The 25,837-nt window shown below is 66.1% G+C and carries 24 protein-coding genes and 1 pseudogene; 16 read left to right on the forward strand and 9 right to left on the reverse strand.

Features of this window, described 5'->3' with window-relative positions; all coding sequences use genetic code 11:
• The first annotated feature begins 147 nt into the window (after nucleotides 1-147).
• Complete coding sequence (locus V5G24_RS17390) at nucleotides 148-516, forward strand: hypothetical protein (protein WP_394080713.1); 369 nt, start codon at nucleotides 148-150, stop codon at nucleotides 514-516.
• Nucleotides 517-619: 103 nt separating this feature from the next.
• Here the strand turns inward: V5G24_RS17390 and V5G24_RS17395 are convergent, their stop codons facing one another.
• Nucleotides 620-1,645, reverse strand: coding sequence for a zinc-binding alcohol dehydrogenase family protein (locus V5G24_RS17395; RefSeq protein ID WP_394080711.1), 1,026 nt, complete (start codon nucleotides 1,643-1,645; stop codon nucleotides 620-622).
• 100 nt (nucleotides 1,646-1,745) lie between these two features.
• On the opposite strand from V5G24_RS17395, the gene V5G24_RS17400 reads away from it, so the two are divergent.
• Nucleotides 1,746-2,123, forward strand: a complete 378-nt coding sequence (locus tag V5G24_RS17400; RefSeq protein WP_394080709.1) for a winged helix-turn-helix transcriptional regulator — start codon at nucleotides 1,746-1,748, stop codon at nucleotides 2,121-2,123.
• Nucleotides 2,124-2,152: 29 nt separating this feature from the next.
• Here the strand turns inward: V5G24_RS17400 and V5G24_RS17405 are convergent, their stop codons facing one another.
• The 6 genes from V5G24_RS17405 to V5G24_RS17430 are packed head-to-tail and all read right to left on the reverse strand — an operon-like array spanning nucleotide 2,153 to nucleotide 8,034.
• Entirely contained in the window at nucleotides 2,153-2,524 is a 372-nt protein-coding gene (locus tag V5G24_RS17405; RefSeq protein WP_394080707.1) for a Na+/H+ antiporter subunit G, read from the reverse strand.
• A gap of 9 nt (nucleotides 2,525-2,533) precedes the next feature.
• A complete protein-coding gene (locus V5G24_RS17410) occupies nucleotides 2,534-2,803 on the reverse strand; it encodes a K+/H+ antiporter subunit F (RefSeq protein ID WP_394080705.1) in 270 nt (89 codons plus the stop codon).
• On the reverse strand, nucleotides 2,800-3,291 hold the full coding sequence (locus V5G24_RS17415) for a Na+/H+ antiporter subunit E (protein ID WP_394080703.1): 492 nt from the start codon (nucleotides 3,289-3,291) through the stop codon (nucleotides 2,800-2,802). The genes V5G24_RS17410 and V5G24_RS17415 overlap by 4 nt, the downstream gene beginning before the upstream one ends.
• 1 nt (nucleotide 3,292) lies before the next feature.
• A complete protein-coding gene (locus tag V5G24_RS17420) occupies nucleotides 3,293-4,825 on the reverse strand; it encodes a monovalent cation/H+ antiporter subunit D (protein WP_394080701.1) in 1,533 nt (510 codons plus the stop codon).
• Nucleotides 4,822-5,175, reverse strand: a complete 354-nt coding sequence (locus V5G24_RS17425) for a Na+/H+ antiporter subunit C (RefSeq protein WP_394080699.1) — start codon at nucleotides 5,173-5,175, stop codon at nucleotides 4,822-4,824. Before V5G24_RS17425 ends, V5G24_RS17420 begins: the two co-directional genes overlap by 4 nt.
• Before the next feature lie 3 nt (nucleotides 5,176-5,178).
• Nucleotides 5,179-8,034 carry a monovalent cation/H+ antiporter subunit A gene (locus V5G24_RS17430; RefSeq protein WP_394080697.1) on the reverse strand — a complete coding sequence of 952 codons (2,856 nt, stop codon included), beginning with the start codon at nucleotides 8,032-8,034 and terminating at the stop codon, nucleotides 5,179-5,181.
• A 560-nt stretch (nucleotides 8,035-8,594) separates the two neighbouring features.
• Between V5G24_RS17430 and V5G24_RS17435 the strand changes: the two genes are divergently transcribed.
• From V5G24_RS17435 to V5G24_RS17495, 13 genes and pseudogenes are all read left to right on the forward strand, one after another.
• The gene (locus V5G24_RS17435) at nucleotides 8,595-9,920 is read left to right on the forward strand and encodes a DUF2254 domain-containing protein (RefSeq protein ID WP_394080695.1); all 1,326 of its coding nucleotides are present in this window, start codon (nucleotides 8,595-8,597) and stop codon (nucleotides 9,918-9,920) included.
• A 325-nt stretch (nucleotides 9,921-10,245) separates the two neighbouring features.
• Nucleotides 10,246-10,914 (forward strand): cytochrome c3 family protein, encoded by a 669-nt coding sequence (locus V5G24_RS17440; RefSeq protein WP_394080693.1) that lies wholly within the window; start codon nucleotides 10,246-10,248, stop codon nucleotides 10,912-10,914.
• Nucleotides 10,915-10,917: 3 nt separating this feature from the next.
• A complete protein-coding gene (locus V5G24_RS17445; protein ID WP_394080691.1) occupies nucleotides 10,918-13,887 on the forward strand; it encodes a TAT-variant-translocated molybdopterin oxidoreductase in 2,970 nt (989 codons plus the stop codon).
• A complete protein-coding gene (nrfD, locus tag V5G24_RS17450; protein WP_394080689.1) occupies nucleotides 13,884-15,254 on the forward strand; it encodes an NrfD/PsrC family molybdoenzyme membrane anchor subunit in 1,371 nt (456 codons plus the stop codon). Before V5G24_RS17445 ends, nrfD begins: the two co-directional genes overlap by 4 nt.
• The gene (locus V5G24_RS17455; protein WP_394080688.1) at nucleotides 15,247-15,807 is read left to right on the forward strand and encodes a DUF3341 domain-containing protein; all 561 of its coding nucleotides are present in this window, start codon (nucleotides 15,247-15,249) and stop codon (nucleotides 15,805-15,807) included. The genes nrfD and V5G24_RS17455 overlap by 8 nt, the downstream gene beginning before the upstream one ends.
• Complete coding sequence (locus tag V5G24_RS17460; RefSeq protein WP_394080687.1) at nucleotides 15,804-16,352, forward strand: c-type cytochrome; 549 nt, start codon at nucleotides 15,804-15,806, stop codon at nucleotides 16,350-16,352. The genes V5G24_RS17455 and V5G24_RS17460 overlap by 4 nt, the downstream gene beginning before the upstream one ends.
• Nucleotides 16,349-17,410, forward strand: coding sequence for a hypothetical protein (locus V5G24_RS17465; RefSeq protein ID WP_394080686.1), 1,062 nt, complete (start codon nucleotides 16,349-16,351; stop codon nucleotides 17,408-17,410). The genes V5G24_RS17460 and V5G24_RS17465 overlap by 4 nt, the downstream gene beginning before the upstream one ends.
• On the forward strand, nucleotides 17,407-17,853 hold the full coding sequence (locus V5G24_RS17470) for a hypothetical protein (protein ID WP_394080684.1): 447 nt from the start codon (nucleotides 17,407-17,409) through the stop codon (nucleotides 17,851-17,853). Before V5G24_RS17465 ends, V5G24_RS17470 begins: the two co-directional genes overlap by 4 nt.
• Entirely contained in the window at nucleotides 17,850-18,644 is a 795-nt protein-coding gene (locus V5G24_RS17475; RefSeq protein ID WP_394080682.1) for an SCO family protein, read from the forward strand. Before V5G24_RS17470 ends, V5G24_RS17475 begins: the two co-directional genes overlap by 4 nt.
• Complete coding sequence (gene coxB / locus V5G24_RS17480; protein ID WP_394080680.1) at nucleotides 18,641-19,594, forward strand: cytochrome c oxidase subunit II; 954 nt, start codon at nucleotides 18,641-18,643, stop codon at nucleotides 19,592-19,594. Before V5G24_RS17475 ends, coxB begins: the two co-directional genes overlap by 4 nt.
• A 38-nt stretch (nucleotides 19,595-19,632) precedes the next feature.
• Nucleotides 19,633-21,243 (forward strand): annotated as a pseudogene (locus V5G24_RS17485) (cytochrome c oxidase subunit I); the annotation flags it as partial.
• Nucleotides 21,244-21,357: 114 nt separating this feature from the next.
• Nucleotides 21,358-21,894, forward strand: coding sequence for a cytochrome c oxidase subunit 3 (locus V5G24_RS17490; RefSeq protein ID WP_509292328.1), 537 nt, complete (start codon nucleotides 21,358-21,360; stop codon nucleotides 21,892-21,894).
• A 5-nt stretch (nucleotides 21,895-21,899) separates the two neighbouring features.
• Nucleotides 21,900-22,178 (forward strand): cytochrome C oxidase subunit IV family protein, encoded by a 279-nt coding sequence (locus V5G24_RS17495; RefSeq protein ID WP_394080678.1) that lies wholly within the window; start codon nucleotides 21,900-21,902, stop codon nucleotides 22,176-22,178.
• Between the two features lie 68 nt (nucleotides 22,179-22,246).
• Here V5G24_RS17495 and V5G24_RS17500 read toward each other — a convergent pair whose 3' ends face one another.
• Both V5G24_RS17500 and V5G24_RS17505 read right to left on the reverse strand, forming a co-directional pair.
• Complete coding sequence (locus V5G24_RS17500) at nucleotides 22,247-23,281, reverse strand: SDR family oxidoreductase (RefSeq protein ID WP_394080676.1); 1,035 nt, start codon at nucleotides 23,279-23,281, stop codon at nucleotides 22,247-22,249.
• Between the two features lie 3 nt (nucleotides 23,282-23,284).
• Nucleotides 23,285-23,728, reverse strand: a complete 444-nt coding sequence (locus V5G24_RS17505) for a PPC domain-containing DNA-binding protein (RefSeq protein WP_394080674.1) — start codon at nucleotides 23,726-23,728, stop codon at nucleotides 23,285-23,287.
• Between the two features lie 256 nt (nucleotides 23,729-23,984).
• Between V5G24_RS17505 and V5G24_RS17510 the strand changes: the two genes are divergently transcribed.
• Complete coding sequence (locus V5G24_RS17510) at nucleotides 23,985-25,742, forward strand: thiamine pyrophosphate-dependent enzyme (protein ID WP_394080672.1); 1,758 nt, start codon at nucleotides 23,985-23,987, stop codon at nucleotides 25,740-25,742.
• The last annotated feature ends 95 nt before the right edge of the window (nucleotides 25,743-25,837 follow it).

Here is a 25,837-nt window from a genome sequence, read left to right on the forward strand (position 1 = left end):
TCATGCCGCAGGAATAAAAGTGACGCCAGTTACGGACATTCACTTAGGCAAAAGCCCGCGCAAAATATTTACTTTCCTTGATCCAGGCCAATGCGCCCGTTGCCGCTCGTGGCATGTTAAACTCTTATGCCAGTGCGGAGACGGACCATGAGCGACGCTTCGACTTTTCCCGACTTCACCAAAGCCTTCGCCGAGATGTGGCCCGGCAAAACCCCGGCGCTCGGCTGGCCGATGGCCGCGGCCCGCGTCTATTGGATCGAGCTGCCGGTGGCTATCAACGCCCATCTGCAACGCTTCGCCACCGCCCAGCTCCAGGAGCAGATGCGCCTGATGAGCGAAATGGCGAAGCCCGACGCGGCGACCTCGGTGTTCACCAAGGAAGCCGCCTTCCTTCAGCAATCCGCGTTCGCCTGGGGCACGGAAGTGCTCGAGATCGTGGAATTGTGCAAGGAGAAACTGCTGGACCCCACCGCTCCGGCCGAGGATCCGGATACGAGTTATCGTCACGCCGCCTGAGCCGCGTGATGCATATGAAAGGCTGCGGCGTCGCTCATGCCGCGGCAGCCGGGGTGTTCGCCTGGAGCGCGGCTCCAGGCAAGCCGCCGGTGCGGCGCCCGGCTCACGCCGTAGGGCCGAACCCTTCCAGCACGATCTTGCCCCGCGCCCGGCCGCTTTCGAGCAGGCTGTGGGCGCGCCGCAGATTGGCGGCGTTGATCGGGCCATAGGTTTCCGTGAGCGTGGTGCGAATTTCGCCCGCATCCACGAGGCCGCTGACCTCGTTCAGGATGGCGTGCTGCGCCTCCATGTCCGCCGTCTCGAACATCGAGCGGGTGAACATGAGTTCCCAATGCGCCGACACGCTCTTGCGCTTGAAGCCGTTGATGTCCAGCGTGGCAGGATCGTCGATCAGGGCAAAACGGCCCTGAGGGGCGATCAGCTCCGCGATCGCGCTCAGATGCTGGTCGGTGTTGGTGGTGGAAAAGACGAACGCGGGTTCCCCAAGGCCCAGCGCCTTGACCTGTTCCGCCAGCGGCTTGGAATGATCCACCACATGATGCGCGCCGAGATCGCGCACCCATTGCTGCGTCTCCGCCCGCGAGGCGGTGGCGATCACGGTCAGGTCGGTGAGCTTGCGGGCCAGTTGCACGGCGATGGAGCCGACCCCACCCGCGCCGCCGATGATCAGAAGCACGGGCGCAACGCCCACGACCGGCTGCGCCACCTGAAGGCGATCGAACAGCGTCTCCCAGGCGGTGAGAGCCGTCAGGGGCAGAGCGGCCGCCTCCGCCCAATTGAGCGTGGCGGGTTTCTTGCCGACGATCCGCTCATCCACCAGGTGGAACTCGGCGTTCGTGCCCTGCCGGCCCAGCGCGCCGGCGTAAAAAACTGCGTCGCCCGGCTTGAAGAAGGTGGCGTCCGGCCCGGCCTCGACCACGACACCCGCCGCATCCCAGCCGAGCACCTTCCATTCCCCCGCCTCGGCGGCGGCGCGGCGGCGCACCTTGGTGTCCACAGGATTGACCGATACGGCGCGCACCTCAACCAGCAGGTCCCGGCCCGTGGCGACCGGACGGGGCAGATCGATATCGCTCAGGGCCAGGGCATCATCGATGGGAAGGGAATGCTGATAGCCGACGGCACGCATGGAAATCTCCAGTTCTGGACTGGCGCGAAAATGCCGGGTACGCTCCCTTTACGCAAGAACGCACATAAATCGCACATAGTATCAAAAAGGATACCGTGACATGCCCCGGGTGCGCCACAAGAGCCTGGATTGCAGCCCCGGGTGCGCCGTCGAAGGAACGCTCAGCCTGATCGACGGCAAATGGAAGGGCGTCATCCTCTATCATTTGTTTGAAGGCACGCTGCGGTTCAACGAATTGCGCAGGCGCCTGCCGAACGTGACCCAGCGCATGCTCACCAACCAATTGCGCGAGCTGGAAGCGGAGCAGTTGATCGTGCGCACGGTCTTTGCCGTCGTGCCGCCAAAGGTCGAATATTGCCTTTCGCCGCGCGGCCGCAGCCTGGAACCGGTGATCATGGCGCTGAAAGCCTGGGGCGATGCCAATCTCGATCTGACCCGGCCGACCGAAGCCGAGAGCGAGGCCGCGACAGCCGCCTGACGGCGGGTTCCTGCTGCTCCGGCGCCCCGTCACTCCCCCTCTGGATGTCCGCTATCGAGGGTCGCCCACCCGGTGGCGGTGCCGGTCGCGGGAAGACGGTCGCGCTCGGCTTGCGCGCGCAGGATGTGGGCCTTGGCCAGCATGTGCGCGCTCACCGGCGCGGTCAGGAACAGAAACAGCGTGATGAGCAGTTCGTGAATGGAGAAGCTGTCGCGAAGCGCCGCGAAATAGACCATGGAGGCGATCAGCAGGGCGCCGATGCCGAGCGTGGTCGCCTTGGTGGGTCCGTGCAGGCGCCGCATCATGTCCGGCAGGCGGGCGAGCCCGAGCGCACCCACCAGCAGGAAGAAGGCGCCGATCAGGATCAGCGCGGCGACCAGGGCCTCGAGAAAGGGATGCATCGGCCGCTCCTATTCGATCACATTGCCGCGCAGGAGGAATTTGCAGAACGCAACGGTGGTGACGAAACCCACCATGGCGAACAGCAAAGCCGCCTCAAAATACATGGCCGTGCCATAGGCGATGCCGCCCAGCACGATGAGGGCGATGGTCTCGATCACCAAGGTGTCGAGCGCCAGCACGCGATCGGTGGCGTCGGGCCCGACCGCGAGGCGGTAGAGCGTGAGCGCGATGGCGAGGCAGATGGCGCCTCCCGCGATGGCGACGGCGGCAGCGATCATTCGAAGATCCTCTTCAGCCGGCTTTCGTAGCGCGCCTTGATGGCGGCGACCGTCGCCTCCGCGTCCCCGGTGTCGAGGCAGTGCACCAGAAGCGCCTTGCCATCGGCGGAAAGGTCCGCGCTCACCGTGCCCGGTGTCATGGTGATGGTGCCGGCGAGCAGCGCGATGGCCTCGGGGGTGTGAAGTTCAAGCGGCACGCAGACATAGCGCGTGCGCAGGCTGTCGCCCCGCCGGAACAGGATCAGCTTGGCCACCTCAATGTTGGAGACCACGATGTCCCACGTCACCAGGAGCGCGTATGCGGCGATGGTCAGTGGCGCCTTCAGCCGCGGCCGGCCGGGCCAGAAGGGCGCGGTGAGCAGGGGGATTCCAAGGCCGAGGATCAGGCCGAGCACCACCACGCCCGGCGTCACCTCGTTCATGAGCAGCACAAAAACAAAAGCAATCAGCAGGGTGAGCAGGGGATGAGGGAGGAGGCGCGCGCGCATATCAGTCTCCTGCCGCAAGGCGCGCATCCGGCCCCAGCACCGCGCCGATATAAGCGGAGCGGTCGAGCGCCTGTTGCGCGGTCAGCCCGAGCGCATCGCTCGCGGGACCGGCCGCCAGCGTCCATGCGAGGGTGAGGGCCAGCAGGGTGACAACCGCGACCAGCGGCACGACCGGCAGCGGCGTCCGTTCGCCCGAAACCGGGCCGCTGGCCCAGAACAGCACCGAGCCCGCGCGCGCGAAGCCGAAGGTCATCACCAGGCTCGCGGCCAGGATGAGGGCCCAGATCCAGGGCCAGATGACGGACGCCCGCGCGGCCTCCAGGATCATCACCTTTCCGAGGAAGCCGGAGAGCGGCGGCAGCCCCACGAGCGCGATCGCCGCGAGGAAGAACAGGCCGCCCAGCAGCGTCTCGCCGGGCATGGCGGGCGCCGGCACCAGCCGGTCGCGCCCCACGCCGCGAAGCTCCTGCACTAATCCCGCAATCAAAAAGAGGGCGGCGCCGGCGAGGGTCGAATGAACCAGATAATAGAGCCCCGCCGAGAGCCCGGCCACATCGAACAGGCCGATGGCGACCAGCAGCGTGCCCATGGAGGCGATCACCGCGAAGGCGGAAAGATCGCGCAAGGTGCGGCTTCCCACCAGGCCGATCGCGCCGACCGCCAGCGTCACGAGGGCGGCCGGCAGGACGAACGGCGCCGCCGCCAGCGCCAGCGGCCCGGCGCCGGCCCCGAAGACGAGGCCGTAGACGCGGATAATGGCGTAGGCGCCGACCTTGGTCATGATCATGAACAGAGCGGCGGCGGGCGCCGAGGTGCCGGCATAGGTGGCGGGAAGCCACCAGTGCAGCGGCACCAACGCCGCCTTGGTGGCGAACACCAGGAACAGCAGCAGCGCGCCCGCCTTCAGCAGCGCCGCGTCGCCCGCCGCCACCTGCGGCACCTTCACGGCAAGGTCGGCCATGTTGAGGGTGCCGGTGACGGCATAGATCAGCCCTACGCCGACCAGGAAGACCACAGAGGCGAGCAGGTTGATGGCCACATATTGAAACCCCGCCTTGAGCCGGCCCGCGCCCCCGCCGTGCAGCATGAGCCCGTAGGAGGCGATCAGCATCACCTCGAAGAACACGAACAGGTTGAACACGTCGCCGGTAAGGAAGGCGCCGTTGATGCCCATGAGCTGGAACTGGAACAAAGGATGGAAGTGCCGCCCCCGCCCGTCCACGCCGCCGGCGGCATAGACCACCACGCACAAAGCAAGGAGCGAGGTGAGCAGCAGCAAGGTGGCGGACAGGCGGTCCAGCACCAGCGTAATGCCAAAGGGCGCCGGCCAGTCGCCCAGCCGGTAGGCACGGACCGTGCCATCCGACGCCTGCGCGAACAGAAGGGCGGCGAGGCCCACCAGGAGCACCGTGACAATGAGGGAGACGATGCGCTGCCGGCGCAAATGATGGCGCAGCAAAAGCACCAGGAAGGCCGCCGCCATGGCCGGCAGGATCACCGGCAGGATCAGGAGATGGTCGAGCGGCGCGGTCATGCCTCGCCTCGTCCATCAGGCCGGCGCGGGGCGTCGAGCGCGCTATGGTCGGAGCCGGTTTCCAGATAGCCGCGCAAGGCCAGCACCACGATCAGAGCCGTCATGCCGAAGGAAATGACGATGGCGGTGAGCACCAGGGCCTGCGGCAGGGGATCGGCATAGCCTGCGGCCTCCGGGGAAATCACCGGCGGCCGGTCGATGACCAGCCGGCCCATGGCGAACAGGAACAGGTTCACCGCATAGGACAGGAAGGTCAGCCCGAGAATCACCGGAAAGGTGTGGGCGCGCAGGATCAGATAAATGCCCACCATGGTCAGGATGCCGATGGCGGCGGCGACGAGCAGTTCCACGGCTCAGCCCTCCTTGCCGGCGGCGCCGGAGGCCGCGCTTTCCAGCGGCACATCCATGGGCTCATGGCTTTCCGGCGCCGGATCGACCCGATGCACGACGCGGGAGAGCTGCGCCAGCGACAGCACCATCACACCCACCACGGTGAGGAACACGCCGAGGTCGAAGGCCATGGCGGACGCCAGTTCGAACTCTCCCACCACCGGCCAGTGCAGATAGCCGAAGGTCGAGGTGAGGAACGGCCGGCCGAAGGCGAAGGCGGCAAGGCCCGTGAGGCCGGCGATGGCCACGCCCGCGCCGATCATGGATTGGGCATCGAGCTTCATGCGCTCCGCCGCCCAGCCATAGCCGGAGGCGATGTATTGCATGATCAGGGCGATGGCGACCACGAGCCCGGCCACGAAGCCGCCGCCCGGTTCGTTATGCCCGCGCAGGAAGATATAGGCGCCCACCACCAGCGACAGAGGCAGCAGCACCCGGGTCGCCACCACCAGGATCAGCGGATGGGCGTCCTTGGCCTCGTCCCGGGGCAGCATCGCCTTGATGCGGCGCACGGCGGCGCCCTTCAGCGCCGGATCGAGCAGCGCGTAGATGGCGAGCGCGGCGATGCCGAGGACGATGATCTCGGCGAAGGTGTCGTAGCCGCGGAAATCCACCAGGATCACATTCACCACATTGGTGCCGCCCCCGCCCGGCTTGGACTGGGCGAGGTAGAAATCGGCAATCGACGTACCGTCGCGCGTCATCACGCCATAGGCGAGGCCCGCCACGCCGAGGCCGGCGAGGCCGGCGACGATGCCGTCGCGCCAGCGCACGGCGCGGCTCCCCTCGCGCGGCGTCGTCTTGGGCAACAGGTTGAGAGCGAGCAGCATGAGGATGGTGGTCACCACGTCCACCGCGATCTGCGTTAAGGCAAGGTCCGGCGCCGAGAATTGCAGGAAGGCGAGCGCCACGACCACGCCCACGACGCCGGTGAGAATTAGCGCGGTCAGCCGTTCGCCATGGAACAGCAGGACCCCGCCGCTCGCCAGCACCAGGGCGAGGAAGGCGGTGAGGGCCGGCCCGGTCACGGACAGCAGAGACCGGGCGCCGGGCGCATGCGTCGCGCTCCAGAAGCCATAGCCGCCGACCGCCACCAGCGTCGCCACCGTCACGCCCATGTAGCGCGACAGCGCGCCGTCGTGCAGGGCGGCCACGATCCGCCGGCAGGCGACCACGAGGCCGCCGCTCGCGGCCTCGAACATGGCCTTGGCATCGAGGCGCGGCAGGCGTGCGCGCGCGCCGTCCGCCTGGCGGAAGGCACAGATGAGCGCCGCCCCGCCAGCGAAGGCAAGAAGGCTCATGAAAAGCGCCGGCGTGAGGCCGTGCCACAAGGCAAGGTGATAATCCGGCAGCGGCCCGCCGATGACCGCCGAAGCCGTCAGCGCCACCAGCGGGCCGGCCACGGCGGCGGGGAAAAGGCCAATGGCGATCACCGGCACCACCAGCACCGCCACGGGCAGCCACAGGCCGAGCGGCGGATCGTGGGGCTGGTGGGGATAATCGTGCCGCGCCGGGCCGAGGAAAGTGCCGATGGCGAAGCGCGCCGAATAGGCCACCGAGAACACCGCCGCCACCGTCGCCAGCACCGGGAACAGGAAATCGAGCCCGAGATAGGCCGTGTGGGCCGCCTCCTCCAGCATCATCTCCTTGGAGAGGAAGCCGTTGAAAAAAGGCACGCCGGCCATGGAGGCGGCGGCCAGCAGCGCGAGCGTGCCGGTGATGGGCATCAGCGCCATGAGGCCGCCCAGGCGGCGAATGTCCCGCGTGCCCGCCTCATGGTCGACGATGCCGGCGCTCATGAACAGCGCGGCCTTGAAGGTGGCGTGGTTGATGATGTGGAACACCGCCGCCACCGCCGCCAGGGGCGTGCCGAACCCCAGCAGCATGGTCATGAGGCCGAGATGGCTCACGGTGGAATAGGCGAGCACCGCTTTGAGATCATCCTTGAACAAGGCGATGGCGGCGCCGATCAGCATCGTGGCGAGGCCCACCGGGGCGACGATCAGGAACCAGGCGTCGGTGCCGGCGAGCACGGGCCACAGCCGCGCCAGCAGGAAAACGCCCGCCTTCACCATGGTGGCGGAATGCAGATAGGCCGAAACCGGGGTCGGCGCCGCCATGGCGTGGGGCAGCCAGAAGTGAAACGGAAATTGGGCGGACTTGGTGAAGGCGCCCACCAGCACCAGCAGCAGCGCCGGCAGATACAGCGGCGAGGCGCGCACCATCTCGCCCCGCAGGAGAATGTCCGAAAGCTGATAGGAGCCCCCCGCCTGCGCCACCAGCAGCAGGCCGGCGATGAGCGCGAGCCCCCCGCCGCCCGTGACCACCAGCGCCATGCGCGCGCCCTGTCGGGCATCGGCGCGCTTGGTCCAAAAACCGATGAGCAGGAACGAGGAAAGGCTCGTCAGCTCCCAGAACACCAGCAGCGCGATGATATTGTCGGACAGCACCACGCCCACCATCGCGCCCTGGAACAGCAGCAGGTAAGCGAAGAAGCGGCCCATGGGATCCTCGCGCGACAGATAGAAACGCGCATAGACGATCACCAGCAGGCCGATGGCGAGGATCATGGCCGCGAAGAAGAAGCCGAGCCCGTCCGCGAACACCGAGAGCGACAGGCCCATGGCCGGAACCCAGGCCACGCCGAACGTTGGGACCGCGCCCGAGAACACCGCCGGTGCATGGGAGAGGAGCAAGGCGAGGGCGAGCAGCGTCACGCCACCGGTCGCCGCGGCGCAGGCATTGCGCCCGGAGCGGATCACCAGAGGCGGAATGAGGGCGCCGAGAAAGGGGATGAGGATTACAAGAAGCAAAGTCACGGTCGGACGCCTCGTCACGCCTGGCTTGGGTCAGGTGGATGAGGCTCCTTGAGCCCCGACGGCTTGAACTCCGATGGCCTGAACTCCGATGGCCTGAACTCCGATGGCCTGAACTCCGATGGCCTGAACTCCGATGGCTTGAACTCCGATGGAACGTGGCGACCTAATACTACGCTCGCAGCGCTCCCGATCATTCCTCCGCGCCAAAACCCGCACCCGGGCAGCCGCATCGCTAATGATAGACGAAGATGCAGGATCTCGGCGCGCCCTCGAACCCCCGGCGTCGATCCTTCAGAAGAATTTCTCGTGCCCGCGATGCCCGTGGGCGCCACGACCGGCAGGTGTTCGAGCTTTCTAACATGAAACGTGGCGTCACACAGATGCGTGCGCCACTTCGATGTGGAAAATCGCTGGCCCCCGCACCCGCGGTCGCTCAGCCATTCCTTTATCGGGTACCCGCCGGCACCCATGCGGCGGCGCTCCTTGTGTTGTCGATGCCAGCCATTGATGCGTGCTGACGCAGGGGCTACTGAAGCGGGGGGCAAAAGGACGCAGGAATCGTGAAAGCACGCCTCAAAAGAGCAATCGAAGTCTTGAGCGGGACGTTCTGGGTGCTCCCCGGGCTGATGACTCTGGCGGGAACTATCCTTGCGCTGGTCCTGGTCTATGTGGATGGCAAAGGAACGCTTCCCCATTGGCTGCTCGCGAGTGCATGGCTCTATAACGGAGGCAGCACCGGCGCGCGGACGCTGCTCGGCGCCGTCGCCTCCTCCACCATCGGGGTGGCCGGCACGGTGTTTTCCATCACCATCGCGGCGCTTTCCCTGGCGGCGGGCCAGATGGGGCCGAGACTGCTGCGGAATTTCACCAAGGATCGCGGCAATCAATTCACCCTGGGCGCCTTCCTCGGAACATTCTCCTATTCGCTCATGGTTCTGCGAGCGGTTCGATCGGAAGAAGAAGGAGCATTTGTCCCTCATCTTTCCCTTACGTTCGCAATTTTCCTGGCGTTCGTATGTGTGGGCACGCTGATCTATTTCGTCGACCACATCGCCAGTCGCATCAACGTAGATACGGTCATCGACCTGGTCAGCGACGACATGCGGCGCGCGCTGCAGCGGCTGACGGTGGAGGAACAACAGCCGAGCCCGCCTCCCTTGAGCTTCTGGGATACGGCAGCGCCCATTGCCGACGACAGGCGCGGCTATCTTCAGCAGCTCGATGCGCACGGCCTCGCTCAATGGGCGGCAGAAAAGAACGCCAGCCTGTTGTTGCTGGTGCGGCCCGGCGACTATGTTTTTCCCGGCGCGCCCATCGCCTTCGTGCGGCCGCAGGTGGAGGGCGCATGCGACGCGGTACGCAACGCCACCGCTCTGGGGCCGCAGCGGGACAGCTCGGCGGACATCGAATTTGCCGTCAGGCAGCTGGTCGAAGTTGCCGTGCGTGCGTTGTCGCCAGGTATCAACGACCCTCTCACGGCAATCAGCGTCGTTGATCGCCTCGGTGCGGCGCTCTGCGATCTTGAGCCCTTGTATTTGCCCACGGGCGTCACCGTCGCGGAGGGCCGGCCGGTGCTCGTCGTTCCGAGCGCAGATTATGATGGACTTGTGGACGCGATGTTTCACATGATCCGGCAAAACGGAACGCGCAGCACCGCGGTGCTGATGCGGATCTTGGATGTGCTTACGGCCGTGGTCAGTCTCGAACGCCGGCCTGCGCGTGTCGCCACGCTCCAGCGACACGCCAACCTCGTGCTCGACGACGCCAGCCGGAACATCACGACGCCGGCCGATCTGAACGACATCCGCGAACGGCATCGCGGCTTCGTCGCCATGAAAGAGCACGGCCCCCTTGCCGCGATGGCTTCGTGGTCCAAGGCGAACTAACGTCCCTTGCGGCACTTCGGGCTTAATCGCCCCTCCCCTGACGCGGCTATACATTTTGTGCGCAGCATAACGCGCTCTTTCAATTCAGAAATCATACTTTTATTCAATTTTATAAATCTGAATACAAAATTCACGACTTTGAATACACGTAATTTATTTCCACTCCGCCACGCCACCAATGTGCGGGGCCGCGGCCGAGACACGTGCCTTCAGCGAGAGAGATCGCCCGACAGGCCGCGCCTGAATTTTCACCGAGACCGTGAAACCAATCCTGAAATTGATCGTTGAACCGAGCGTTGCAGTTCGATCACACGGCCTTTGACCCATGCCGCAGATCTTCACCGCATCGGCGGACACGCGTCTGCGAGCCGGACTCTTTCTCCTCTTGCTGGCCGCACTTGGTGCCGGCCTCTTTATTGGAGGATACATGGATTCAAGCTACGCGACGCTTGTGGGATGGCCGAGGGACCAGCCGGTTCCGTTCAGTCATCAGCATCATGTCGGCGGCCTCGGCATCGACTGCCGCTACTGCCATAGCGGGGTCGAGACCAGCGCCGAGGCGGGGCTTCCCGCCACCCATGTGTGCATGACCTGCCATTCGCAGATCTGGACCGGTGCCCCCATGCTCGCGCCCGTTCGCAATAGCTTGGCGAGCGGAAAGCCGCTGGCCTGGCACCGCGTCGCACGCGTGCCCGACTATGTTTACTTCAACCATTCCATCCACATCGCGCGCGGCGTGCCTTGCGTCACCTGTCATGGCCGAGTGGATGAGATGCCGCTGATGAAGCGGGCGAAACCCTTCCAGATGGGCTGGTGCCTCGACTGCCATCGCAACCCAGCCCCGCATCTGCGCCCGCCGGCAGAAGTGACGCGCATGGACTGGAGCGATTGGGACCGCGATCCCCAGGGACACAAGCTCTACGGCCAGTTGATGATGAAGGCCTATGGCCTTGAACCGAACAAACTCGACGATTGCAACATGTGCCACAGGTGAGCCATGGGCGAACATTCCGATACGTCCGGCGTCCTCCGGGCTCGCCTTTCGGCCCACACCGGGCGCGCCTTCTGGCGCAGCCTCGATGAACTTGCCGGCACGGAGGAATTCGCCGCCGCGCTGCGCGAGGAAATGCCGGCAGCGACCCGTCTCGCCGGCGCGTTCAACCGACGCTCCCTCCTTCAGGCCATGGCGGCTTCGCTGGCGCTCGCGGGCCTGACCGGCGGGGCGGCGCAAGCCGATGAAACCGCGCTGCCCTATGTCGAGCAGCCCGATGGCGAGGTTGAGGGCGTGGCGCGCTGGTACGCCACCGCCGTGACGCTCGGTGGCTATGCCGCGCCGGTGCTCGCAAAGACCTACGCCGGCAGGCCGGTCAAGCTCGAAGGCAATCCCGACCATCCGGCGACCGGCGGTGCCACCGATCCCTTCCTGCAGGCGGCGCTGCTCGACCTCTATGATCCCGAGCGCTCCGGGGCGCCGCGCCGGCTGGGGCGGCCGGTGGCCTGGGATGCCTTCGATGCCGCGCTAGCGGCGCAGGCAAATGCGCTGGACCAAACGCAGGGGGAGGGGCTGCGCCTCCTCACCGGCACCATCACCTCGCCCACCCTCGTGCGTCAGATCGCGGCGCTGCTGGGCCGCTGGCCGAAAGCCCGATGGCATGTGTTCGAGCCGCTGGAAGAGGAGCGCCACGGCGCCACCGTTCAAATCTTCGGCCGGCCGCTGGACATCCATCTTCGCCTGGATCGGGCCGAGGCGGTGGTGAGCCTCGACGCCGATATTCTCGGACCCGGCCCTTGGCAGACAAGTCACGGCCGGCGTTGGTCCGAGCGCCGGCGCGGGTTTCAGAACGGCGATGGCGCGTCCCGGTTGCTGGTTGCCGAAGCGGTGCCCTCGCTGACCGGCCTGATGGCGCAGGACCGCCTCATCGTCGCAGAGGCGCGCATGGGCGCCCTGCTCCACGCCATTGCCGCGCGCCTGGGGGTGGATGGCGCCACGCCGGCGCCGCTGAGCGAACAGGAAAGCCAATGGGTGAAACGCGCCCTCACGGCACTGCGCGAACATGCTGGCCGGTCCCTGCTCACGCTCGGAGCCACCCATCCCGCCGCCCTGCAGGGCCTCGCATTGCTCGTCAACGAACGGCTCGGCGCCTTTGGCACCACTTTGTCCTTCACCGATCCCGTCGCCGCACGCCCTCCGGACGGGCAGCTCTCCCTGGACCGGCTGGTGGAAGACATGGCGGCCTCCCAGGTGAGCACGCTGGTGCTGCTCGGGGTCGATCCCGCCTATGCCGCGCCCGCCGATCTCGATTTCCGCGTGGCGCTGGAGAAAGTGCCGTTCCGGCTTCATGCCGGGCTGCATTTTGATGAAACAGCGGCGCTCTGCCATTGGCATGCGCCTCTGGCCCACGATCTGGAATCCTGGAGCGATGCGCGGGCGCCCGACGGCACCGCGAGCCTCATCCAGCCATTGATCCGGCCGTTTCGGTCGGTGCGCTCCGCTCACAGCCTGCTGGCCAATTTGACCGGCTCTTTTGGAAGAGCCGACCGCGACCTCGTGAAGGAGACGTGGCGCGCGCAATGGGGCACCGCGTTCGAAACCCGCTGGCGCGGCGCACTGTTGCGAGGCTTCATCGAGCAAAGCGCTCCAGCGGCCGTGCTTCCCCCGGTGACGACGCGCGAGGTATCGCCGCTTGCGCAGGTGCCTCCGCCGGAGGGATCGGCGGAGGCGCTTTGCGTCGCGTTCCGCGCGGATCCCACCATCTGGGACGGACGCTTCGCGAACAATGCCTGGCTCCAGGAAACCCCCAAGCCGTTCAGCAAGATGACCTGGGGCAATGTGATTGCGGTTTCCCCGCAGATCGCGGCGCGGCAGGGCCTTTCCAACGGTGATGAAGTAACGCTCAGCCTCGGCGGGCGCAGCATCACCGGGGCAGCTTGGGTCATGCCGGGGCAGCAGGCCGACACGATCGCGCTCACCTTCGGCTATGGGCAGAGCCGCGGGATCAGCGAGGGCCTCGGCTATAATGCCTTTGCGCTGCGGACACGGGCGCAGCCCTGGCGCGGGACCGGCGCCGCACTGGCCAAGACTGGCGCCCGCCGGACCCTCTCCACCACCCAGGCCCATCAGGCCATGGACAGCTTCGATTTCGTGCGCACCGTGGCGGCGGCGGATGCAGCGGTTTCGGGCCGCACGCGCGAGCCGGCTCCCGGCGAGCCCCGCGCACCGAGCTTCTATCCCGCCCGCCGCTGGGACAGCCCGTCCTGGGGCATGGCGATCGACCTCGATACGTGTATCGGCTGCAATGCCTGCGTCGTCGCCTGCGTCTCCGAGAACAACGTCCCCATGGTGGGACAGGAACTGGTGGCGCAGGGCCGCGAGATGCACTGGCTGCGCGTCGATCATTATTACGAGGGCGATCCGGCCGCACCGAAAGTCCATGTCCAGCCGGTGCCCTGCATGCATTGCGAGCAGGCACCCTGCGAGATGGGATGCCCAGTCAACGCCGCCGTCCATTCCTCCGACGGGCTGAACCTGCAAGTCTACAACCGGTGCATCGGCACGCGCACCTGCTCTTCCTTCTGTCCCTATAAGGTGCGTCGCTTCAACTGGTTCGACTTCACCAGCAACAACCCGCCGGAACTGCAGGCGTCACGCAATCCCGATGTGACGGTCCGCAGCCGCGGCGTCATGGAAAAATGCACCTATTGCGTCCAACGCATCAGCGAAGCCCGCATCACCGCCAAGAAGGAGGGCCGGCCAATCCGCGACGGGGAGGTGGTGACCGCCTGCCAGCAGGCGTGCCCGACCCGTGCGATCAGCTTCGGCGACATCACCGATGCCGCAAGCCAGGTGAGCCGGCAGAAAGCGAGCCCACGCAATTACAGTCTTCTGGAGGAGGCGAATACCTGGCCGCGCACCACCTATCTCGCCCGGATCGACGGCGGCGGCGCTGAGGGAGGCGGTTCGGGATGAGCGATTTCGCCGGCGGCACTCCCGACCGCTACGCGGCGGTCACCCAGGAGATCACCTCCATCCCGCTGCGCTTTCCCGCGCCGCGCGGCTGGTGGATCCTGTTCGGCTTCGCGCTGACGCTTCTGCTGACCTTCTTCGTCGCGGCCGGGGTGCTGTTCCGCTATGGCGTCGGGGTGTGGGGCAACAACATCCCGGTCAATTGGGGCCTCGCGATCTCGAACTACATCTGGTTCCTCGGCATTGGCCACGCTGGGACCCTCATCTCGGCGATGCTGCTGCTGCTCGGCGCGCACTGGCGCAACGCGCTCAATCGCTTCGCCGAGGCGATGACGCTGTTTGCGGTGATCTGTGCCGGTCTGTATCCGATCCTGCACCTGGGGCGCCCCTGGCTGTTCTATTGGATGGCGCCCTATCCCAATACGATGACGGTATGGCCGCAGTTCAAGAGTCCGCTGGCCTGGGACTTCTTCGCGGTGCTCACCTATCTCACCGTTTCGGTGCTGTTCTGGTTCATCGGCATCGTGCCCGATCTGGCGGCGACGCGCGATCGCGCCCGCACGCGGGGCCAGCAGGTGTTCTACAGCCTGCTTGCGCTCGGCTGGCGCGGCTCGGCGCGACACTGGGCGCGGTGGCAGCAGGCCTATCGCCTCACCGCCGCCATCGCCGTGCCTCTCGTGGTCTCGGTCCATTCTGAGATTTCGCTGTTGTTCGCAGCCGGCCCGATCCCCGGCTGGGCATCGACGGTATTTCCTCCCTATTTCGTGCTCGGCGCGGCGTTTTCCGGCTTCGCCGTGGTGGCGATGATCGCCGTGGTTCTGCGCCACGCGCTGGGGCTTCAAGACCTCGTGCGCGAGCGCCATCTTGACCTGCTCGGCATCTTCCTGCTCGCGACCGGACTGATGACCGCCTACGGCTACTGGGCCGAGGTGTTCGATGTACTCTATTCCGGCGAGCCGCAGGAGCTCGGCACATTGCAAGACCGGATTTCGGGCGCCTATGCCTGGAGCTATTGGGGCGCGGTAATCGCCAATTTCCTTCCCCTGCAATTGCTCTGGTTTCGTTCGATCCGTGTCAGCCCGATCCCCCTGTTCCTGATCGCGCTGAGCGTGACCATTGGCATGTGGCTGGAACGCTACATGCTGCTCGTCACCTCGCTCTATCGCGACTGGCTGGTGTCCTCATGGGGCGAGTATCATGCGAGTTTCTGGGAATGGGCTTTGTTCGCCGGGATGATTGGCGTCTTCCTGGCGCCGTTTCTGCTGTTCGTGCGTTTCCTGCCGGTTGTTTCCGCGTTCGAGATCAAGGAGACGCTGGCGCAGGAGGAGCGGCAACAAGAGGCGGACGAAAGGGAGGCATCCCGTGCGTGAGCCCTCGCCCCACGCGCCGCTCTTCGGCCTGATGGCTGAGTTCGATCAGCCGGAGCGGCTGGTCGAAAGCATCGGCCGGGCGCGCGACGCGGGCTTTCTGCGAATGGACGCCTATTCGCCCTTCCCGGTGGAAGGCGCGGCCGAGGCCCTGGGATTTCACGAGAATTACGTGCCCTGGCTCACGCTCGCCGGCGGCATCTTCGGTGCAGCGCTCGGTTACGGCATGCAGGTCTACACCAACCTTGCCTACCCGATCGACATCGGCGGACGACCTCTGCTCGCAATACCCCCCTTCATGCTCATCACCTTCGAGCTGATGGTCTTGTTCGCCGTGCTGTTCGCCATCGTCGGCATGCTGGACCTCAACCATTTGCCGCGCCTCCATCATCCTCTGTTCGACGTCGAAACGTTCCATCTCGCCAGCTCCGACAAGTTTTTCCTCGTCATCTTCGGCGACGACCCGCGCTTCGAGGAAGCCGAAACGCGGCGCTTCCTCGAAACCCTCGCGCCGGTGCGCATCGATGCGGTGGGCCATACGGAGCAGCCGGAATGAGCCGGGCACGCGCACGCCTCGCGCTTCCCCTCCTGCTTGGAGCGCTGCTCGGCGGATGCGACGACGAGATGAGCCACCAGCCGCGCTATGACAGCTACGAGCCGAGCCCGCTGTTTGCGGATGGAAGTTCCCTCCAGGCCCCGCCCGAAGGCACGTTGGCGCGCGACGCGCCGGCCAGGGAAGCCGCGCTCCACGAGCGGCCGCCCCTGACCGCCGACCTCCTCGCCCGGGGACGGGAACGCTTCGGCATCTATTGCACGCCGTGCCACGGCTTTGCCGGCTATGGCGCTGGCACAGTGGTCGCGCGCGGCTTTCCCCGGCCGCCGAGCCTGCACGATCCGCGCCTGCGGGCGGCTCCGTCGTCCTATTTCGTCGATGTCATCACCCACGGCCATGGCGTCATGTATTCCTACGCCGACCGGGTGACGCCGGCCGACCGCTGGGCGATCACCGCCTATGTCCGCGCGCTGCAGTTCAGCCAGGACGCGCCGGCGGCCGTCCTCACGCCCGAAGAGCGCACACGGCTGGCGGGAGGCGGATCGTGATCGCGCCGGCAGCGGCACGCCGCATCCGCCGGCTCGGCCTCGCCGGGCTCCTGCTGTGCGCGGCCGCACTCGGCGTGGCCGCGGCAACCCCTTCCGCGCTCGCCGGCTGGCTCGCGGCATTCGTCTTCTGGGCCGGGCTGCCGATCGGCGCGCTATGCCTTTCCTTGATGATGCGCCTGATACCGGGTGCGTGGCGCGACGAGCTCGAAAGCCGCGCCAATGCCGCGATGCTTCTGCTGCCGCTTTCCGCCGCCGCAGCCGTTCCGGTGCTGGTGGCCCTGCCCGCGCTCTATCCCTGGGCCGCAACGGGCGGCGGGGAAGAGCACCGCCTCTATCTCACGCCCTGGTTCTTCATCCTGCGCACCATCGCCTTTTTTGCCTGCACGCTGGTGCTGGCGCTGCTTCTGACCCGGCGCGGGCGGACGGCGGGCCTCGCAGCGGGCGGGCTGATCCTTTTCGTCCTGATCGATACCACCATCGCGGTGGACTGGCTGATGTCGCTCGATCCGGAATTTCATTCCTCTGGCTTCGGTCTGTACATCCTCTCGATTCAGGCCGCGACCGCGCTTGCCGTGCTGCTGTTGGGGCGCCTCGTTGCGGGCGCGCCGAGCGAGAAGACGGGCATACTGGGCGGCCTGCTGCTCACCGCCCTGTTGCTGTGGGCGTATCTGGCCTTCATGCAATATTTCATCATCTGGTCAGACAACCTTCCCGCCAGCGTGGCGTGGTATGCCCGCCGCGGCGACGGCCCCTGGTGGGGCGTGGAACTCGCGATCGGCGCGCTCGGCGTCGGGCCAATCCTGCTGTTGCTGTTTCCACCGGTGCGGCAAAGCCGTGGCTGGCTGATCGCGCTCGCCGGAGCAACGCTCGTTGGAAAAACACTGGAGACCGCCTGGCTGGTCCTGCCGGGCAGCACGGGGGGCGTTCCAGCGCTGGCCGTCGCGGCGCTCGCGCTGGCGGGTCTTGGCCTGCTGAACCTCTCGGGACTGGCGCGCATCGCAGCAGCGCCGGGCGCGGCGGAAATGCGCCGCCTTTTCATCGGGGAGGGCCGGCCATGACCGCGTCGCACCCGCAGACTCCCGATGGCGCCCTCGCCCAGGCCGAACGCGAAGAGGCCGCGCTTGGGGATGCCGTGCGCAGAGGCTTCGAGCCGCGCGATGCGCCGCCGCGCGCGGCGATGTTTGCCATGCTCGGCGTGTTCACTTTGATCGCGGTGGCCGTTGGGTCGGTCGCGGGACTGTTCTCGCTGTTTGCCGCATGGCGCGCGCCTGACGAAGCGACGGCGCTGGAACGCATGCCGATAACTCCTTCGGCGCCGCGTCTTCAGATCGACCCGCCGGCGGATCGGCGCGCAATCGAGGCGGCCGCGCGGGCGAAGCTCGACGGCTATGCCTGGGTCGACCCGCCGGCGGGCCGCGTCCGCATCCCCATCGACCGCGCGATGGAACTTCTCGCCCACCAGGGCTGGCCCGATGAGCCGAAGAGGGGCGCCGCACCATGACCCGTCTCGTGCTTTGCCTTTTGCTGGTCTTAACCGGCGCCGCCGAGGCCGCCGACGCGTTCGATCCCTTCGACGAAGCCGGCATCGACAAGCGGCCGGGCGCGCAGGTGCCCCTGGATCTCACGTTCCAGCAGGCGAATGGTGCGCGCGCGACGCTGCGCCAGCTCGGCGCCGGCAAGCCGATCGTGCTCGCACCGGTCCTGCACCATTGCCCCAATATCTGTGGCGTGACGCTCGGCGGCCTCGCCCAGGCAATCCGCGCGCAAGGCTTCAAAGCCGGCCGGGATTTCACTGTCGTCGCCTTCGGCATCGACCCGAAGGAAGGGCCGGATGCGGCGCAGAATTCGCTGGATGAGCTTCGCGCCGGCTTTCCCGATCTCCCAACGCAGGGCGTGCATGCGGTGACCGGCTCCGCTGACGACGTCGCTGCGGTCACCCGCGCGCTCGGCTATCGCTACGCCTTCGATGCGCGCATCGCACAATATGCCCACGTCGCCGCGGTGGCCGTTCTGACCCCGGACGGGCGCTCGGCCCGCTGGCTCTATGGCCTCGCCCCAGAGCCGACCGACCTCAAGCTCGCTTTGACCGAAGCGGGCGAAGGCCGGCTCGGGGATTGGGGCGACCAGCTTCTGCTGCTCTGTTACCACTATGATCCAAAGACCGGCCGCTACGGTTCGCTGATCTCCTGGCTGCTCCAGCTCGGCGGCGGCGCCACGGTGGTGTTCATGGCCGGCTTCATCGGCCTTTCGGCGCTGCGCGAGCGGCGCTTGAAGGCGGGAGGGCGCTCGTGACCGGCGGGCTCGCCGGATGGGCGAGCCAAGCCTCGGCCCACGCCGCCAGCGTCGACCGCTTGATGGGCGGATTTTCCATCATGGTCCTGCTCCTGTCGGCACCCGTATTCGTGCTGATGGCCTGGTTCGCAGTCAAATACCGGCGCGGACGGGCCGCAGACCGGGCCCATCCGGTGAACAGCAGCACCTGGATGGAAGTCTCCTGGGCGATCATTCCCTTCCTGCTCACCCTCGCTTTTTTCGTGTGGGCGACCAAGCTCTATGCGGATCTCTACACGCCCCCGGCCTCAGCGCTCGAAATCGACGTCGTCGCCAAGCAATGGATGTGGAAATTTCAGCACCCCGGCGGCCAGCGCGAGATTGACGAGCTTCATGTCCCTGCAAACCAGCCGGTAAAGCTTACCATGGCGTCGGAAGACGTGATCCACAGCCTCTACATTCCAGCATTGCGGGTGAAGCAGGATGTCGTGCCGGGCCGCTACACCTCTCTTTGGTTCCAGGCCAACAAGCCCGGCATCTACCATCTGGCCTGCGCCGAATTCTGCGGCACCGACCATTCCGTGATGGGCGGGCGTTTCATCGTGCTGTCTGCGGCCGATTATGCCGCATGGCTTGCCCGCTCCAACGTGGATGAGACCCTCGCCGTCGCCGGTGCCGTGCTGTTTCGCACACGCGGCTGCAGCGGCTGCCATGGCCCGGCATCCACCGTGCACGCTCCTCCGCTCGCCGGGCTCTACGGCGCGCCCGTGCCGCTCGAAGACGGCAGCATCGTCACCGCCGACGACCAGTACATCCGCGACAGCATTCTCCTGCCGCAGTCGCAGATCGCGGCCGGCTATCCACACATCATGCCGACCTTTCAGAACATCCTCAGCGAGGAGGAGGTGTTGAAGCTGGTCGCCTACATCAAATCGCTGCGCGGCGGATCCGTGACGGAGGAGCGGCCATGAGCCTTGGCGACACGCTGTCCCGCCAGCCGGAGCGAGATATGCTGGAGGGTCCCGGCCTCTCCGAGACGCCGGCGGAACGTGTGAGCTATCTGCGCGCGGGCCATACGCTGCGCTCGTGGCTGCTGACCACCGACCACAAGCGCATCGCCATTCTCTATCTCATCTCCGTCACGATTTTCTTCTTCATCGGCGGCGCGGCGGCGGCCCTGGTGCGCGCCGATCTGCTGACCCCGCAAGCCGACCTCCTGACCAATGAAGGCTACAACCGCGCCTTCACCCTGCATGGGGTGATCATGGTGTGGTTCTTCCTCATTCCCTCGATCCCCAACACGTTCGGCAATTTTCTCCTGCCGCTGATGATCGGCGCGCGAGACCTCGCCTTCCCGCGCCTCAATCTGCTGAGCTGGTACATCTTCATGTTCGGCGGCCTGTTCACGGTCTACGTGCTGATCTCCGGCGGCGTCGATACCGGCTGGACCTTCTACACCCCGCTATCCTCGATGTTCTCAAACGGCCACGTGGTATTGGTCGCGGTGGCGGTGTTCGTGGTCGGTTTTTCGTCGATCTTCACCGGGCTCAACTTCATTGTGACCGTTCACAAGCTGCGCGCACCCGGCATGACCTGGGGCCGGCTGCGGCTGTTCGTGTGGTCGCATTACGCCACCTCGCTCATCCTGGTGCTGGCGACCCCGGTGCTGTCCATGGCGCTTCTGCTGATCGCGGCGGAACGCCTGTTCGGGCTCGGCATCTTCGACCCGAAGCTTGGCGGGGACCCGCTCCTGTTCCAACATCTGTTCTGGTTCTACAGCCATCCGGCGGTCTACATCATGGTTCTGCCGGCCATGGGCGTGGTGAGTGAACTGGTGGCGGCATCCGCGCGCAAGCCGGTTTTCGGCTATTGGTTCGTCGCCGGCTCTTCGCTGGCCATCGCCATCATCGGCTTCCTGGTCTGGTGCCATCACATGTTCGTGGCCGGCCAGTCGATGTATGCCAGCGCGGTCTTTTCATTCCTGAGCCTGGCGGTCTCGGTGCCCTCCGCCATCAAGGTCTACAATTGGACGGCTACCCTCTACAAAGGCCACATCGCGCTCGATCCGCCGTTTTTCTTCGCCGCTGCATTCATCGGCCTGTTCGTGGTGGGTGGCTTGACCGGCCTCATCCTCGCGATGCTCGCGGTCGATGTTCATGTCCACGATACTTATTTTGTCGTCGCACATTTTCATTACATCATGGTAGGCGGAACAGTGTCCGCCTATTTTGGCGCGCTGCATTTCTGGTGGCCGAAGATGACCGGGCGTATCTATGCGCGCGTGTGGGGGCGGCTCGCCGCGATCTTCATCTTCCTCGGCTTCAACCTCACCTTCTTCCCGCAATTCATCCTCGGTTATCTCGGGATGCCGCGGCGCTACCACGTCTATGACCCCTCGTTCCAGGTGTTGCACGTGCTGTCCTCGGCCGGAGCTTCCATTCTCGGCGTCGCCTATCTGATGCCCTTCGCCTATCTGTTCTGGTCGCTGCGCTACGGCGCTCCCGCCGGGCCCAACCCATGGGACGTCGCCGGGCTCGAATGGACCGTCCCATCGCCGCCACCGAAGCATAATTTCTCGCAGATCCCGGTCGTGACCGGCCCGCCCTATGACTACCCGTTGAAAGGAGGGAGGATCATGGCTGAGCGGATTGAACTGCACGAGCCGTTCCGCGATGCGGTGCAGCAGCGCGAGGCGAGCCTCATGGGGATGTACATCTTCCTCGCAACCGAGATCATGCTGTTCGGCGGGCTCATCGCCGCGATCCTCGTCGTGCGCGCGCTTCATCCCGAGGAGTTCATCGAGGCCTCGCGGCAAACCCACGTCGCCATAGGCGCGATAAACACCGCCGTGCTCCTCACGTCGAGCTTCGCCGTGGCGGTTGCGGTCGAGGCGGGACGCGCCGGACGGAGGCGACTGGCGGCCTTACTCCTTCTTGGCGCCGCCGCCCTCGGCCTCGTCTTTCTTGCGCTGAAGGGATTGGAATACAGCGAGGAGACTGCGGAAGGACTGATGCCGATTTTCAGCCACCCGCCTCGCTTCCCAGACCCTGTCGCGCATTTGTTCATGGATCTCTATCTGGTCGCGACCGGCCTCCATGCGGTTCATGTGACGATCGGCATCATGTTGCTCGTTGGCATGGCGGCACAGCTATGGCGCGGCGCTCTGGTTGCGCCGGAGCGGGCAATCGTACTGGAGAATACTGGCCTCTACTGGCATTTCGTGGATGCCGTCTGGGTGTTTCTGTTCCCGCTTCTCTATCTCGCACGATGACCCGCATGAGCTCACTGCCCGCTTCAGCCTTACGTCTTGGCCTTGTCTGGCTGGTTTTACTGATGCTGCTTGCCCTCACCGTGGGTGCCAGCCTCGTGCTGACCGGCCCGGAGAGCCTCGCCGCCGGGCTCGGCATCGCCTGCGCCAAGGCGGTGCTCATCTATTGGTTCTTCATGGGGCTGCGCCGGGAGAATGGGCTTCTGCGCCTCTTCGCAGTCGGCGCGGGCGCCTGGCTGCTGATCCTTGGCCTCCTTACCGCCACCGACTACGCGACCCGATTCTGAGGGGATGCAAGCCACGCGATCGCCGGAGAGCCGGCCGAAAATCGAAGAGGGAAACTCGCATTTTCGGCCTACCTCCGGCGACGGGCACCAGCGCGGCCATTTGCTGCCGCCAGACAGCTGCCCAATGCGATCAGCCCCGCCGCGAAGGCGACGATGCCGAGCCTGACGCTCTGGCCGGAAATCACCGGGGCGGAATCGGAAGCCTCGGCGCCGAAGGATCCCCGCGTGCGATGCAGGTCTCTGACGGAGGTTTCAAGATTGTCCCGGCGGCCGGGGCGGACGCGGCGGCCCGTCTCCTGGGCGGCATATCCGCTCCAGGCCAGATAATGATCAAGGAAGCCTGGAACGGCCATGCTGCCGAGAATGACCTTCGCGGTACTGAGGCCCACCCACAGCTCGCGCCGCGGCCTACGCGCGCCGGCGAAGATTGCCTCTGCGGCGACCTCGGGTTGGATGACCGGCGGCACCGGGCGCGGCGCGTGACCGAGGCGGGTTCGCGCCCAATCGAATTGGGGGGTGTTGACCGCCGGCAATTGCACCATCACCAAGGCGATGTCGCTCTTTTCATGGAGCAATTCGGCGCGAAGCGAATCCGTAAATCCGCGAATGGCGTGCTTCGCGCCGCAATAGGCGGCCTGGAGCGGAATGCCGCGATAGGCGAGCGAGGAGCCGACCTGCACGACGACGCCGCGATTACGGGGCCGCATGCACGCCACGGCAGCCATCGTGCCATGGACATAACCGAGGTAGGTGACCTCGGTGACGCGCCGGAATTCGTGCGCCGTCATATCGCGGACCGGTGCGAACACCGTCGCCATGGCATTGTTGACCCAGACGTCGATGGGCCCGAGCTTCTCCTCCACCTCGCGTGCGGCGGCGAGAACGGCTTCGGCATCGGCGACGTCGGCCGCGATCGCGAGGGCGCGCGCGCCGCTCGCTTCCATCTCGGCCCTGGCTTCCTCAAGCGAGGACGCATCCCGCGCGATCAGTGCGACGGACGCCCCAGCGCGCGCGAAACGCCGCGCCGTCGCCCGCCCCACCCCGGCTGAGGCCCCGGTAACGACGACCACCCGGGCGGCTTCTGAACGGCTTTTATGTCTCATGCTTCAGCCCTCCGGCCGGATCAGGGCCAATCCTGTTTCGGGGTCGTAGCGCTTGTGCAAATGGGCGGGCTGCTCGGTCGCCACGATTTCGAGCGTGGGCCGCACCCGGCCTTGTGTGAGATGCCCGGCGCGGGCGCTGCCGTCCCGCCGTCCGAGGACGGCATGAATATGGATCGCCGGTTTGCCGTCGGGCCCGAGGGCGATGTCGCCGGTAAGGGCTGCGACCTCCACCTGTTCATCCACGCGATTGTGAAGATAGCTCTTCGTTTCCCAATCGAAATAGCTCACGACCGCTTTGCTGAAGGCCCCGATCGCCGAGAATTGCGCGGCCGAAAGGCGCTGCTGCGCGGCAAAGGCGGAGAGGCATTCAATCACCTCCTCCCCGGTTTCGAGCACGAGCGCGAACGTGCGCTGGCCACCGTTCTCGGCAAGAAGCTTGCTCTGCAAGATTGTCTCCTCGGGTGCGGGTGTGGATCGCCGGCGGCCGTCGACCGCCGCGAGGCTCTCTCGGGGAACACGGGGCTGTCGCCTTGGTTCCAAACGGCGGCCCGGCCGAAGCTGCCCGCTGTGCCGCCCCTTGCCGCTGCGGCATCGATGGAACGCATGCGCGGGGACGGGATTGGTTCAGCGAGCCGGTGAGGCGTGCGCCCCTGGCGGCAGTCCGTATCCCGGGCTTCAGACCCACATCTGCCGGAGAAGAGCCATGGCCAAGCCAACCGCCGCCGACATTCTCGTCGACACCCTCATCGCCTGGAAGGTGGACACCATTTTCGGCATCCCCGGCGACGGCATCAATGGCATCATCGAGGCGCTTCGGGTCCGCCAGGACAAGATCCGGTTCATCCAGGTGCGCCATGAAGAGGCTGCGGCCTTCGCCGCCTGCGCATATGCCAAATGGACCGGAAAGCTCGGCGTCTGCCTCGCCACCTCGGGACCCGGCGGCATTCATCTGCTGAACGGCCTTTACGACGCCAAGCTCGATCACCAGCCGGTGCTCGCCATCACCGGCCTCCAATTCCACGACCTGCTGCACACGTTCACGCAGCAGGACGTCGAACTCGATAAGTTGTTTATGGATGTCGCCGTCTATAACGCGCGCATCATGGGTCCAAATCACGTCCAGAATACTGTCGAACTCGCCTGCCGCACGGCCCTGTCATCCCGTGGCGTCGCCCATGTCACGGTGCCGGTGGACGTGCAGTCGCAACCGGTCGATGCCGGCACGCGCTCCGAGCGCAACGTCCCCGATCATGTTTCCGACCTGATGGCGGTCTCCGCGCAATTGCCCGGCGAGGAGCAGCTTGCCCGCGCGGCCTCACTGCTCAACGCCGGCACGAAGACCGCGATCCTCGCCGGCCAAGGCGCACTCAAGGCCGGCCCGCAGCTTGCAGCGCTGGCCGAGCGGCTCGGAGCGCCGATCATCAAGCCGCTTCTGGGCAAGGGCGCCCTGCCGGACGACAGCCCCTATACCACCGGCGGCATCGGCCTGCTCGGAACAAAGCCGTCGCAGGAGGCGCTTGAGGAATGCGACACGCTTCTCATCGCCGGCAGCAGCTTTCCCTACATCGAATATTATCCAAAGCCTGGGCAGGCGCGCGCCGTTCAGATCGAGCTCGACCCCCAGCGCATCGGCCTGCGGTACCCGGTCGAGGCCGGGCTGGTCGGCGACACCACCAAGGTGATCGATGCGTTGCTGCCGAGGCTCAATTATCGCGAGGATCGCTCCTTCCTCGAACAGGCCCAGGCCGGCATGCGCGACTGGAACGCGCTCATGGAGGAACGCGGCACCCGCAGGGACATGCCGATGAAGCCGCAGGTGGTCGCCCATGAACTCAACGCGCTGTTGCGGGACGACGCCATTATCGCGACGGATTCCGGCACCATCACCACTTGGGCCGCCCGCCATCTGATGATGCGCGGGGACATGAAATTTTCCTGCTCGGGCAATCTCGCAACGATGGCCTGCGGCTTGCCCTATGCGATCGCGGCGGCAACGGCCTATCCCGATCGGCAGGTGGTCTGCTTCATCGGCGACGGCGGGCTGACCATGCTGATGGGCGAACTCGCGACCTGCGTGAAGTACGGCCTCGACGTCAAGATCATCGTCATCAAGAATAATGCGCTCGGCCAGATCAAATGGGAGCAGATGGTCTTTCTCGGCAACCCCGAATATGTCTGCGATCTTCAGCCGATCGACTTTGCAACCGTGGCCAAGGGCTTCGGAATGAAGGGCTTCGTCATCGAGGATCCGGCCAGATGCGCCGAGACGCTGCGGGAGGCGATGGCAACACCCGGTCCGGTATTGATCGAGGCCGTCGTCGATCCGCACGAGCCGCCGATGCCGCCCAAGACGACCCTGAAACAGGCGGCGCATCTGGCGGAATCGCTCGCCCGTGGCACGCCGGCCCGGGGCCGGATCGCCCTCACCCTGGCCTCCGACGTGGTCCGCGAAGTCATTTAGCGAAAGGCGTCCCGACGCCGTTCGCTAGCCGAATAGCCAGCGGCCGCACAGCGGGGACAGCAGACGGCGCGGGACAAAACGCTAACGCCGCAAAA

The organism is Roseixanthobacter finlandensis (genome assembly GCF_043195105.2).
Taxonomy (GTDB): Bacteria; Pseudomonadota; Alphaproteobacteria; order Rhizobiales; family Xanthobacteraceae; genus NCEH01.